Source organism: Streptomyces bobili, assembly GCF_002154575.1.
Lineage (GTDB): Bacteria > Actinomycetota > Actinomycetes > Streptomycetales > Streptomycetaceae > Streptomyces > Streptomyces bobili.
The window spans coordinates 19,318-32,546 of the sequence record NZ_MUBA01000523.1; the positions used below are offsets into that span (position 1 = coordinate 19,318).

Genomic DNA, 13,229 nt, shown 5'->3' on the forward strand with positions numbered 1-13,229 from the left:
GTCGTCGGACCGAGGGGACAGTGTGCCTGAAGGAGCAGGCAGGACGGCGTGCAGGTGCCGTCCCTCAGATCACCTTCCACCGCACCAGCACGCCCGGCGTCACCGCCCCCGGCAGCATCGGGAGCCAGACGGTGATCACACGGTAGGCGAGGACGACCGCCGTGGCTACCGCCACCGGACCGCCCGCCGCCACCAAAGCCACGGTCAGCGCCGCCTCCACCGAGCCGATGCCGCCCGGCGTCGGCACCAGCGCGACCGCGACGGTGGCCGCGAGGTAGGCGATCACCACGTGCCCCGTCGGCACCGTCAGGCCCAGACGCCGGGCGACCGCGGCCAGTCCCGCCGCCTGGAGCGCCGGGAAGGCGAGGGAGCCGCCCCACAGGGCCAGGGCCCGTGCGGGCCGGGTGTGCACCGACCGGGCCTCCCCGAGCGCGGTGCGCAGGAACGCCGTCACGGCCGCGCGCAGCCGCCGTACGCACAGCAGCACGGCGACCGCCAGCACCGTGGCCCCGCCGAGCGCGGCGAGGAGCGGGCCGAACGCGCCCTCGGGCAGCAGCGGACCGAGCCGCAGCGGGCCGGGGAAGGCCGCCAGCAGCGCGGCCAGCAGACCCACCCGCGCGATGCTCTCCGCGAGGAGGTACAGCGCGAGGGCCGCCGAGGAGCGGGCCGGCGGCACCCCGCACACGGTCATGAACCGCAGGTTCACGGCGCTCGCGCCGAGACCGGTCGGCAGCAGGTGGTTGGCGGCGCCCGCCGCGAACTGGGTGGCGAGCAGCCGCAGCCGGGGCAGCCGTTCGACGACCGCCCCCTGCCGGGTGACGGCGGCCGCGACCCAGGTCAGACAGGTCGCCCCGGCAGCGGCCACCAGCCACGGCCACCGAGCGGTCCGCAGCTGCCCGAAGCCTTCCGCGAGAACCGGCCAATTGCGGACCGCGACGACGCCCACGAGGACGAGCGGCAGCAGGCACAGCACCCGGCGGACCGGAAGGCTCCGCAGGAGCCGGGCCCTGGGGAAAGGGCCCTGAGAGGGCGGTCCTGGGGGAAGAGGACCTCGGGGAAAGTGAACGGCTGTCACACCTGGAGAGCTTCTCCCGCTCACGCCAACGCCGGATGGCCGAAGCGTGGACGGTGGCCGGGAAGCGCACATCGTCATGTTGACCTCAACCTTGGTCGAGGTCCTACCGTCCTCTGCATGAGCATGGAGACCACGGCCTGGACGCAGCTGTACAGCGTCATGAACGCCCGGCACGAACGCCGCCCCTTCCACCGCGCGACGCTGCGCCGCATCGGCGCCTTCGCCCGCCCGCACCGCCGCCGTATCGCCGCCTTCGTCCTGATCGGCGTGGTGACCGCGCTGTTCGCGGTGGCCACCCCCGTCCTCGCGGGCAAGGTCGTCAACACCATCGTGTCGGCGGACGGCGAGTCCCGGACCGTGGTCCGGCTGGCGCTGCTCATCGCGCTGATCGCCGTACTGGAGGCGGTGTTCGGCATCCTGGGCCGCAGACTCTCGGCGACGCTGGGGGAGGGGCTCATCCTCGACCTGCGCACGACGGTGTTCGACCACGTACAGCGGATGCCGGTCGCGTTCTTCACCCGCACCCGCACCGGCGCGCTCGTCTCCCGCCTCAACAACGACGTGATCGGCGCCCAGCGCGCCTTCAGCAACACTCTCTCCGGCGTCGTCAGCAACCTGGTCACGCTGGTCCTCACCCTCGCCGTCATGCTCACCCTGTCCTGGCAGATCACCCTGCTCGCCCTCGTCCTGCTGCCCGTGTTCGTCGTGCCCGCCCGCCGCATGGGCCGCCGGATGGCCGAGATGCAGCGCGAGGCCGCCACCCTGAACGCGGTCATGGGCACCCGCATGACGGAACGCTTCTCCGCACCCGGCGCCACCCTCGTCAAGCTCTTCGGCCGCCCCGAGCAGGAGTCCGCCGAGTTCGCCGCGCGCGCCGCCCAGGTCCGCGACATCGGCGTGCGCACCGCCACCGCCCAGTCGGTCTTCATCACCGCCCTCACCCTGGTCTCGGCCCTCGCCCTCGCCCTCGTCTACGGCCTCGGTGGCCGGCTCGCCCTGGGCGGCACCCTCGACCCGGGCGCCGTCGTCGCCCTCGCCCTGCTCCTGACCCGCCTCTACGCCCCCCTCACCGCGCTCGCCGGAGCACGCGTCGAGGTGATGAGCGCGCTGGTCAGCTTCGAGCGCGTCTTCGAGGTGCTCGACCTCAAGCCGCTCATCGAGGACAGGCCCGACGCCCGCGAGGTGCCCGAGGGCCCGGTCTCCGTCGAGTTCGACGACGTCCGCTTCGGCTACCCGTCCGCCGACAAGGTCTCCCTCGCCTCCCTGGAGGAGGTCGCCACCCTCGACACCCGCGACGGCGCGGAGGTCCTGCACGGCGTCTCCTTCCGCGCCGAACCCGGCCAGACCGTCGCCCTCGTCGGCTCCTCCGGCGCCGGCAAGTCGACCATCGCCCAACTCCTGCCCCGCCTCTACGACGTCGACGAGGGCGCCGTCCGTATCGGCGGGGTCGACGTCCGCGACCTGAGCGCCCCTTCCCTGCGGGCGACGCTCGGCATGGTCACCCAGGACGGCCACCTCTTCCACGACACCGTCCGCGCCAACCTCCTCCTCGCCCGTCCCGAGGCGAGCGAGGACGAACTCTGGGACGCCCTGCGCCGCTCCCGCCTCGACGACCTGGTCCGCTCCCTGCCCGACGGCCTCGACACGGTGGTCGGCGAACGCGGCTACCGCCTGTCCGGCGGCGAACGCCAGCGCATGACCATCGCCCGCCTGCTGCTGGCCCGCCAGCGCGTCGTCATCCTCGACGAGGCCACCGCCCACCTCGACAACACCTCCGAGGCAGCCGTCCAGGAGGCCCTCACCGAGGCACTCCAGGGCCGTACCGCCGTCGTCATCGCGCACCGCCTGTCCACCGTGCGGGCCGCCGACCTGATCCTCGTCGTGGAGGCCGGCCGGATCGTGGAACGCGGCACGCACGAGGGGCTGCTGGCGGCGGACGGCCGCTACGCGGAGCTGTACCGCACCCAGTTCGAGAAGCCGGGGACACAGGTGCCGACGCCGGCGTGACCGGGGACCGCTCCGGGCGGGTCCGATCGGCGGGCCTGCGGGTCCGCGGACGCCGATTGGCAGATTCGGGACAGAGNNCTCTGTCCCGAATCTGCCAATTGCTCGGCCTGGCGGAGGGAGCAGTCAGGCGCCGCGCCGGGGCGTCATGCTCAGCCCGTTCGCGGCGACCACGGCGCCGATTCCCGCCCACTCCGTCCACGCCAGGCCCTGCCCGAGCCCGATCAGGCCGACGAGGGCGGCGAGTACGGGGTTGACGCTCATGAACAGACCGAACGCCTGGGCCGGCACCCGGCGCAGCGTGAACAGGTCGGCCAGATACGGCACGGCGGAGGAGAGCACCCCGGCGGCCACCGCGCAGCCGACGGCCGCGAGCGTCGGCGGATGCCGGGCGACGACGACCAGGCCGACCGGCAGGAACATCAGGGCGGACACCCCGGCGGCCGTCGCGGCCCCCTGCGCGCCGGGGAGCCGGCGGCCGACGGCGCGGTTGAGCAGGATGTACGACGCCCAGCAGGCGGCTGCGAGCAGCGCCAGGCCCATCCCCACGTAGTCGGCGGAGGGCCGTGGCCGCATCAGCGTGACGACACCCGCCGCGGCGATCACGGCACAGCCGGCGTCCACGCGGTTGCGGGTCGCGGCCAGGGCGACGGTGAGCGGACCGAGGAACTCCAGCGTCACCGCGAGCCCGAGCCCGATGCGGTCGATGGCGCTGTACAGGGACAGGTTCATCGTCCCGAACACCCCTGCCAGCAGCAGCACCGGCCACCACTGCCCCCAGGTGAAGCTCAGCGGACGCGGCCGGCCGACGGCCAGCAGCACGATCGCGGCGACATACTGACGCACCGCGACCACCCCGACCGGCCCCAGCACCGGAAAGGCCAGGGACCCCACGGCGGCCCCGACCTGGTTCGACAGCCCGCTGCCCGCCATCGTCACCACACCGCCGAGCCGTCGCGCGCTGGGCCGTCGCGTGCTGGGCCGAGAACCGGCGGATACGTCACCCGGTACGGATTCCACTGTCATGGGCAGATGGTGACCGGGCCGCACGCATGCCCAAAATGCGTAGCTGCTCTCATCTATACGCTGAGGTAATGGATGCGGACGTGAGACGTGAGGGTGTGGAGCTACGGCAGCTGCGCTGCCTGGTGGCGATCGTCGACGAGGGCAGTTTCACCGACGCCGCCATCGCCCTCGGCGTCTCCCAGGCGGCCGTCTCCCGCACCCTGGCCTCCCTCGAACGAGCCCTGGGTGTACGGCTGTTGCGGCGAACCTCCCGCCAGGTGGCACCGACCGCGACCGGCCTGCGCGTGCTGACCCAGGCCCGCCGGGTGCTCGCGGAGGTGGACGACCTGGTCCGCACGGCGGCCTCGGGCCACAGCAGCCTGCGCATCGGCTACGCGTGGTCAGCGCTCGGCCGCCACACCTCCGCCTTCCAGCGCCGCTGGTCCCAGTCCCACCCCGAAACGGACCTGCACCTGGTCCGGGTCAATTCCGCCACCGCAGGCCTGGCCGAGGGCGCCTGCGATCTCGCGGTCCTGCGCAGACCACTGGAGGACCGGCGCTTCGACTGCGCGATCATCGGCCTGGAACGGCGACTGTGCGCCCTGGCCGCCGACGACCCCCTCGCCGGACGCCGCTCGGTCCGGCTCGCCGACCTCGGCGGACGCACCTTCCTCATCGACCGCCGCACCGGAACGACGACGACCGACCTGTGGCCGCCGGACTCCCGCCCCGCCACCGAGGAGACCCACGACGTCGACGACTGGCTCACCGTGATCTCCAGCGGCCGCTGCGCCGGCATGACCGCGGAGTCCACCGCCCACCAGTACCCCCGCCCCGGAGTCGTCTACCGCCCGGTCCGCGATGCCGAACCGGTAGCCGTCCGTCTCACCTGGTGGCGCGACGACCCCCACCCGTCGACCCAGCCGGCGATCGAACTCCTGACAGCCCTGTACCGCAAGGACTGAGCACACGGGCGTCGGCGTGGTCGGCGAGGCCGGCGGGCTGGGGTCGGGACAGCAGGTGGCCACGATGACGGGCGGCATGCCGCGAGAGTGCGCGGTCGGTTCCCCGTAGTTCCCGGCCGCCGTCAGGGGTGGGTCGTGGTGGCGCGGGCCGCGAAGGCGGACGGGGTGAGGCCGGTTCGGTCGCGGAAGAAGCGGCCGAAGTTCGCGGGATCGGTGAAGCCGAGGTGGACGGCCACCGTCCGGGCGTCCCACCGGGCAGCGCCCAGCAGGCGCCGGGCTTCGAGGAGGCGCCGCTCGTCGATGAGGTCACGTACTCCCTTGCCGGTGGCGTCTCGGGCGGCGCGGCTGAGGGTGCGGACCGAGCAGCCGAGCAGCTCGGCGTGGTCCGCGGCTTGGCCCCGGCATCACCGAGCGGCTGGTCACCGACGCGGTCGAGGATTCCTACGACCGGGTCGCCCAGCGGCTGCCCCGACGCACGCGCCCGGAGACGTAGGGGCGCGAGTCCGGCCCTTCCTTTCCGACAGTCTGCGGACCCTCGGGGTCGTCGTCCAGGCCCCTTGGCGGGGGCAGACAGTATATCCAGTAGCAGGTATCAATGCGGGAAAGCAACCGCATTTTCGCAGGTGCACCCCTTCTCGCTGCAGGTGTTCACGCCACGAGAGTTCTTGGCCTTGGTCGCGGTGGTGCGGGCCGCATTGATTACCGAACTCCGGTGACGGGCCCCGGCTGCATGGTGGTTACGGCATTCATACCTCTCGTTCGGGAGTTGTCGCTGGATGGCGTTCAACTGCTCCCGTGCCGCAGTTGAACGCCAACGCCCGTGCGGGACAACGGGGATGCGCCCCTGTGGCGGTTGCGGGCGAAGCGTTCCTGCTATGGAGCAGATTGCGAGATTGGGGATTAATCGTCCGGTAAGCGCGATATCCCGGCACGGACCCGAAGCGGCGGGAGCGACGCCAACCCTCGACAGATCCGCGCGGACGACGGACCATGTGAACGTGTTCGAACGGGAGTTGGAAGACTCCGCGGACTCGCGGAGCAACGCTGCCACGGGAGACGGGTCGCCGGCCTGTGTGGCGACCGCGTGCGCGGTGCGCGGTGCGTCTGGTGCTCGATTTTGTCGCATTCGATTGCTATGGGGCGTATGTCGCCCAGTGGGAGTGGGGCCACTGTAATCCTGTTTCGCGTTCCGCTCGAATGCCCAGATTGCTAATTCGTGTACGCCCGTACGCAGTGACGGGTGCAGTTGTTCCACCTGGGAAGCATTTCGCAGCAAGTGATGCTTATCGTCAATTCCGGCGGGGGAGTAAGCATGAGTCGGTACGACACGATCGATCTTCTGGAATCCAAACTGAAAGGTGGGAGCGCCGACCTGACCGAATCGGCATCAACTGCCGCGAGTAGTGAGCGAGTCATCATATCGGTTCCCATTTCCTTACTGCTTCCCGGCGATTCCCCTCGCCTCGGAGGCCATGACGCGGATCACGTGACCCGGCTGGTGGAGCTGGACACCAAACTCCCTCCCATCCTTGTCCACCGGGGGAGCATGAGGGTGATCGACGGGCTTCATCGGCTCATGGCTGCCTTCCTGAAGGGCGATGAGACGATCGATGCCGAGTTGTTCGACGGCACTGCCGACGAAGCGTTCCTGCGGGCGGTGCAGGCGAATGTGACGCACGGTCTTCCGCTGTCCAGAGAAGATCGGCGGGTCGCGGCCGCACGGATCATCTCGTCCCACCCCGAGATGTCGGACCGCGCGATAGCACGGGTCGCGGGTCTGGGTGCGAAGGCCGTCGCCGCGGTCAGACGCAGAGCGCTCGACACTCCGTCGGTGCGGGCGCGTGTCGGCAGGGACGGCAAGGTACGCCCGCTGAACAGCGAGGAAGGCAGGAAGCGCGCCGCCGAACTGGTTGCGGAGAATCCGCAGGCGTCGCTGCGCGAGGTGGCGAGGCGTGCCGGTATCTCGCCGGCGACGGTGAGCGATGTCAAGAAGCGGCTGCTGTCCGGCGAGTCCCCGTTGCCCGAGCGAAGATCCCAAGCGTCCAAGGACGAGGCTGAAGAGTCTGGCGCAGCGCTTCCGCAGCAGTTGACCGAGCAGAGTGCCGGACGGAAGGTGCGGCACATCCAACCGGATCCCGCATCCCTGGTGGAGCGGCTGCTGCGTGATCCGTCGCTGCGGCACAAAGAGGAAGGGCGGCACCTTCTCAGGGTTCTGCAGCAGAACGCCATGGTCGAACAGCGCTGGGCGAGATTGGCTGCTGCCGTTCCGTCGCACTGCGGTGGGATCATCGTCGACCTTGCCAGGCAATACGCGGAGACCTGGACGGAATTCGCCAGCGAACTGGACAGCCGTATCGTCGGTGACGCTCCACAATGAGGAGCCACTTCGTCGACGTCTAGGGCCTAGGCCATGGAATTCGCTACGGCAGGGAACGAACACGGCACGAGTGACCTTCGAGGGTGCCGTGTTCGTTCCCCTTTCTTCCTGTGTCGCGGTTCCGGAATGCGGCGACCTTGACCTTCCAGCGCCCAGCGTGTCAGCGTATTTTTCCTGCGGCCAGCCGCCGTTTCAGTTGATTCCCGGTTTCTCGAACTCGAGCGCATTTGGAGAGGTGCCCGCATGCAGGTTGATTCGTCTCAGAAGGCACCCCGGATCAATCTGGTGGATCCCGAGCTGTATGCGGACGGCGATCCCTTCGAGCAGTGGCGCTGGCTGCGTGCGAATGCGCCGGTCTACTGGCATCCACCCGCCGAACTCCCCGGCTTCTGGGCGCTCACCCGATACGAAGACATACGGACGGTATACCGCGATGCGGCGACCTTCAGTTCCGCGAAGGGAATTCTGCTGCGGCCGGCCGACCACGGGGAGGACCCGGGCGGCGGGCGCACGCTGGCGTTGACCGACGCACCACGGCACCGGCAGCTCAGAGGGCTGGTCGACGAGTGGTTCGCGCTCCGATCAGTGCGGGGATTCGAACCGGAGATGACGGAGGTCACCCGTCGGGTCGTGGACGAGGCACTGGAGTCGGGGACGTGCGACTTCGTGACAGACGTCGCCGCCCGTGTGCCGCTGTACGTGATCTGCCGCATGATGGGCGTGCCCAGCTCCGACTGGGACCACCTGTTCATGCTCACCAGCCAGGCGTTCGGCGCCAGCGATCCGCTGACCCAGAGGTTCGCCCATCTGGACATCATGAGCTACTTCGAGGAACTGCAGGCGGCCAAGGCGGCGAATCCAGGCGACGACCTGGTGAGCATTCTGGCTACGTCCGAAATCGACGGGGTGCGGCTGACCCCGGACGAAATCCTGCTCAACTGCGACAACCTGCTGGTCGGCGGCACGGAGAACACGCGGATCGCGGCAGCCGGCGGCATGCTGGCATTCCTGGAGCACCGGGACCAGTGGGACGCGCTGGCGAAGGAGCCGGAGCTGCTGCCCTCGGCGGTGGAGGAGGTGCTCCGCTGGACGTCCACAGCGACGCACATCATGCGCACCGCACTGCGCCCCACAGAGATCCACGGGAACCAGGTGGCCGCAGGCGACCGCGTCACGCTGTGGCTGCCGTCCGCGAATCGCGACGAGAGCGTCTTCGACCGTCCCGACGAGTTCGACATCCGCCGCAAGCCGAACCGGCATCTGGCCCTGGGCTTCGGTGAGCATTTCTGTCTGGGAAGCGTGCTGGCCCGCGCCGAATTGCGAATTCTGTACCACGAATTGTTGCGCCGTGACATCCAGATCGAACTCGCGGGCACACCGACCCGCCTGACCTCGATCGTCGTCAACGGCCCCGAGGCCCTTCCGGTCCGGCTGACCGCCGGCCAGGACGCGCGCCCGCGGGTGACGACTGGATAAGCCCGCGAGCGGCGGTGAAGGCGAACAAGCCGTCCACCCACACCGCCGCCTGTTCGAAGATCCACTGTTGACCGTACAGACGCGGGCCTCGAGACTGTGTGTGCTGTCGGAGTGTGATTCCGAATTCATCGGATCACGCCCTACGGCCAGGCATGTCTCAGAGGCCCGCACTGCCATGTTCAACTGCTGCCGGAGCGCAGTTGAACATGTAGGGCGATGATCGCCAGGATTGATTGGGCATGCGGCCTGGCCCATAGTGAACTGGGTCTGCCAGAGGCTGTGGTTGAAATGAACTGGCCGCATGGACAGTAAGTGCATTCGATGACGGACCTGCCAGTTCGGATTCCACTCGCCTCGATTACAAGTTGCCTCTCACGGTTCGCCCCATCTGAGACGCGGTGTGAGCCCCGCCGCGGTTTTTGTAAACAGGAGGAACTCCGATGATCCCGTTGTCGTATGCGCAGCGCCGGCTGTGGTTCATCGGCCAGCTGGAGGGCCCGAGCGCGACGTACAACATTCCGATGTCGTTGCGGCTGACCGGCCGGCTGGACCGGCGGGCGTTGGAAGCGGCGTTGGTGGATGTGCTGGGGCGGCATGAGGTGCTGCGGACGGTGTTTCCGGTGGCGGACGGGGAGCCGTATCAGCAGATCCTGCCGGTGGGGGAGTGCGGCTTCGAGCTGGCTGTCACCGAGGTCGGGGAGGAAGGGCTAGCCGGTGCGGTGGCGGAAGCGGCGCGGTATGCCTTCGATCTGAGTGCTGAGATTCCGCTGCGGGCGAGCCTGTTCGGGGTGGGTCCGGATGAGCATGTGCTTGTGGTGGTGGTGCATCACATTGCGGGTGACGGCTGGTCGATGGGGCCGCTGGCGCGGGACGTCTCGCTGGCATATGCGGCGCGGTGTGCGGGTGGGGCGCCGGTGTGGGATGCGTTGCCGGTGCAGTATGCGGATTATGCGTTGTGGCAGCGGGAGTTGCTGGGCGATGAGAGCGACCCGGAGAGTGTGCTGTCGCGTCAGGTGGCGTATTGGCGTGGTGTGTTGGCGGGGGTGCCGCAGGAGTTGGGGTTGCCGTATGACCGGGTTCGTCCGGTGGTGGCGTCGCATGAGGGGCATGCGGTGCGGTTGGAGGTTCCGGCTGGGGTGCATGCGCGGTTGCGTGAGGTGGCGCGTGAGCGTGGTGTGACGGTGTTCATGGTGTTGCAGGCGGCGTTGGCGGTGACGTTGCATCGGTTGGGTGCGGGGACGGATATTCCGATCGGGTCGGCGATCGCCGGGCGGACGGACGAGGCGCTGGATGATCTGGTCGGCTGTTTCGTGAATACGTTGGTGGTGCGTACGGATCTGTCGGGTGATCCGTCGTTCGGTGAGTTGTTGGATCAGGTGCGGGAGCGCGGTCTGCGGGCGTTCGAGCATCAGGATGTGCCGTTCGAGCGGCTGGTGGAGGAGCTGGCGCCGGCCCGGTCCGCGGCGCGGCACCCGTTGTTCCAGGTGATGCTGACGGTCCAGAACAACGAGCAGGCGGTGCTGGACCTGCCAGGTCTGAGCGTCTACGGGATCAGCACCCAGGAGCTGTCGGGGGCGCACAGCACCCGGTTCGACCTGGACGTCATGGTTACCGAGGTGTTCGACGCGGACGGCACCCCGGCAGGCCTCAACGGCCGACTGGTCGTGGCGGCCGACGTGTTCGACGCGGTGACGGCCGAGCGGTTGGTGGCGTGGCTGCTGCGTGTCGTCGAGGTGGCGGTGCAGGCACCGGAGCTACGGCTGGGTGCGCTGGACATCCTGAGTCCGGGCGAGCGGTCCTTGGTGCTGGAGCACTGGAATGACACGGCTGCCGAGGTGGCGGAGGGCTCGGTGCCCGAGCGGATCGCGGCGTGGGCGGCCGTCGATCCGGGTGCGTCGGCAGTGATGTGCGACGGCGTGGAGCTGACGTACGGGGAGCTGGATGCCCAGGCGAATCGGCTCGCGCACCTGTTGAGAGCTCTTGGCGTGGGTGCCGAGTCGGTGGTCGGGCTGTGCCTGCCGCGGGGCGTGGAGATGGTGGCGGCGGTCCTGGGCGTGTGGCGGGCGGGGGCGGCCTATGTCCCGCTGGACCTGGAGCATCCCGCGGAGCGGCTGGAGTTCATGCTGGCTGACAGCGCGGCCGAGGTCGTGGTGGGTCGTGGTGGGTCGTTGGCGGTGCTGTCCGTGCCCGGAGTGCGGGTGGTCGATCTGGACGAGCCGGGTGTCGTGGCGGCGCTCGCGGAGTCGGCGGTCGTGGCGCCCGAGGTGGCGGTGGACGGAGCCGGGCTGGCGTATGTGATCTATACGTCGGGTTCCACGGGGCGTCCGAAGGGTGTGGCGGCCACTCATGGCGGGCTGGTGAACCTGGTGGGGGCGCTGGGTCCGCTGCTGTGTGCGGAACCGGGCGTTCGGGTGCTCCAGTTCGCGTCGTTCAGCTTTGACGCGTCCGTGCTGGATATGGCGGTGACCCTGGCCTCGGGCGGCACGTTGGTCGTGGCGTCGGCGGCGGAGCGGTCGGACACGTCTCTTCTGGTGGAGATGGTGCGGCGGAGCGGTGTGACGGCGACGAGTGTGGTGCCGTCACTGTTGGGAGTGCTGGACCCGGCGGAGTTGCCGGAGGTATCCACGATCGTGGTGGGCGCGGAGCCCATCAGCGTGGCCCAGGCTGATGCGTGGTCGTGGGATCGGTCACTGATCAATACGTATGGTCCGACCGAGGCGACCGTGATGGTGACCACCGGTTCGGTGGACGGGTCGGGAACGGCGGTGCCGATGGGGGCGCCGGTCGTCAATACGCGTATCTACGTCCTGGATGAGTGGCTGCGTCCGGTGCCGGTGGGTGCGGCGGGTGAACTGTACATAGCGGGCGCGCAGTTGGCGCGGGGGTATGTGGGTCGTCCGGGGTTGACGGGTGAGCGGTTCGTGGCGTGTCCGTTCGGTGGTGTGGGTGAGCGGATGTACCGGACGGGGGACCGCGCACGCTGGACGGCGGAGGGTCGCCTGGTGTTCGCGGGGCGTGCGGATGAGCAGGTGAAGATCCGTGGCTTCCGGATCGAGCCGGGTGAGGTCGAGGCGGTGGTGGGCGCGCATGCGCTGGTCGAGCAGGTGGCGGTGGTGGTGCGGGAGGACATCCCGGGTGACAAGCGGCTTGTCGCGTATGTGGTCGGTGATGTGACGGGTTCGGAATTGCGTGATTTCGCGGCCGGACGGTTGCCGGAGTACATGGTGCCGTCGGCGGTGGTGGTGCTGGATGAGCTGCCGCTGACGGTGAACGGCAAGCTGGACCGTCGAGCGCTTCCGGTGCCGGTGTATGTCGCGGGTGGGGGTCGGGGTCCGGCCACGGTGCAGGAGGAGATCCTGTGCCAGGCCTTCGCGCAGGTTCTGGGCGTGGACCGGGTGGGTGTGGATGATGACTTCTTCGCGTTGGGTGGTCATTCGCTGCTGGCGACGCGTCTGGTGAGTCGGGTGCGTGCGGTGCTGGGTGTGGAGGTTGGGCTGCGGACCCTGTTCGAGGTGCCGACGCCGGCGGGGTTGGCGGGTCGGTTGGGTCAGGCGGGTGAGGCGCGTCCGGCGTTGGTGGTGGGGGTGCGTCCGGAGCGGGTGCCGTTGTCGTATGCGCAGCGCCGACTGTGGTTCATCGGCCAGTTGGAGGGCCAGAGCGCGACCTACAACATTCCGATGACGGTGCGGTTGTCGGGTGGGTTTGACCGGCAGGCGCTGGAGTCGGCGTTGGTGGACGTGCTGCGGCGGCATGAGGTGCTGCGGACGGTGTTTCCGGTGGCGGACGGGGAGCCGTATCAGCAGATCCTGCCGGTGGAGACGTGCGGCTTCGAGCTGGCTGTCACCGAGGTCGGGGAGGACGAGCTCGGTGGTGCGGTGACGCGGGCGCAGGAGTATGCCTTCGATCTGGCGACGGAGATTCCGCTGCGGGCATGGTTGTTCGGGGTGGGTCCGGATGAGCATGTGCTTGTGGTGGTGGTGCATCACATTGCTGGGGATGGTTGGTCGTCCGCCCCTCTCAAGCGTGACCTGCTCTTCGCCTATGCGGCGCGGTGTGCGGGGCGGGCGCCGGTGTGGGATGTGTTGCCGGTGCAGTATGCGGATTATGCGTTGTGGCAGCGGGAGTTGCTGGGCGATGAGGGTGACCCGGAGAGCCTCCTCGCGCGTCAGGTGGAGTACTGGCGTGGTGCGTTGGCGGGGGTTCCGGAGGAGTTGACGCTTCCGACGGACCGGCCGCGGCCGGCGGTCCGTTCATTCCGCGGATTCCAGGCTGGGTTGGAGGTGCCGGCTGGGGTGCATGCGCGGTTGCGTGAGGTGGCGCGTGAGCG

At 69.3% G+C, this 13,229-nt stretch carries 7 protein-coding genes and 1 pseudogene; 5 read left to right on the forward strand and 3 right to left on the reverse strand.

The features are described from left to right. Positions 1 to 64 precede the first annotated feature (64 nt). Positions 65 to 997, reverse strand: a complete 933-nt coding sequence (locus BZL64_RS32425) for a lysylphosphatidylglycerol synthase transmembrane domain-containing protein (protein ID WP_167396230.1) — start codon at positions 995 to 997, stop codon at positions 65 to 67. Positions 998 to 1,198: 201 nt separating this feature from the next. Between BZL64_RS32425 and BZL64_RS32430 the strand changes: the two genes are divergently transcribed. Continuing rightward, positions 1,199 to 3,082, forward strand: coding sequence for an ABC transporter ATP-binding protein (locus BZL64_RS32430; RefSeq protein ID WP_086772695.1), 1,884 nt, complete (start codon positions 1,199 to 1,201; stop codon positions 3,080 to 3,082). 123 nt (positions 3,083 to 3,205) lie between these two features. Here the strand turns inward: BZL64_RS32430 and BZL64_RS32435 are convergent, their stop codons facing one another. Beyond that, positions 3,206 to 4,105, reverse strand: a complete 900-nt coding sequence (locus tag BZL64_RS32435) for an EamA family transporter (protein ID WP_167396229.1) — start codon at positions 4,103 to 4,105, stop codon at positions 3,206 to 3,208. Positions 4,106 to 4,173: 68 nt separating this feature from the next. Between BZL64_RS32435 and BZL64_RS32440 the strand changes: the two genes are divergently transcribed. Continuing rightward, complete coding sequence (locus BZL64_RS32440) at positions 4,174 to 5,049, forward strand: LysR family transcriptional regulator (protein WP_244205630.1); 876 nt, start codon at positions 4,174 to 4,176, stop codon at positions 5,047 to 5,049. Between the two features lie 122 nt (positions 5,050 to 5,171). Here BZL64_RS32440 and BZL64_RS32445 read toward each other — a convergent pair. Continuing rightward, positions 5,172 to 5,444 (reverse strand): annotated as a pseudogene (locus tag BZL64_RS32445) (helix-turn-helix domain-containing protein); the annotation flags it as partial. An 845-nt stretch (positions 5,445 to 6,289) separates the two neighbouring features. Here BZL64_RS32445 and BZL64_RS32455 point away from each other — a divergent pair. The 3 genes from BZL64_RS32455 to BZL64_RS32465 form a co-directional block, all read left to right on the forward strand. Next, positions 6,290 to 7,426 (forward strand): ParB/RepB/Spo0J family partition protein, encoded by a 1,137-nt coding sequence (locus tag BZL64_RS32455; RefSeq protein ID WP_244205632.1) that lies wholly within the window; start codon positions 6,290 to 6,292, stop codon positions 7,424 to 7,426. Between the two features lie 243 nt (positions 7,427 to 7,669). Continuing rightward, positions 7,670 to 8,902, forward strand: coding sequence for a cytochrome P450 (locus BZL64_RS32460; protein ID WP_086772698.1), 1,233 nt, complete (start codon positions 7,670 to 7,672; stop codon positions 8,900 to 8,902). A gap of 449 nt (positions 8,903 to 9,351) precedes the next feature. Next, positions 9,352 to 13,229, forward strand: a 3,878-nt coding sequence (locus BZL64_RS32465; protein ID WP_483025114.1) for an amino acid adenylation domain-containing protein, incomplete at its 3' end; no start/stop codon positions are given.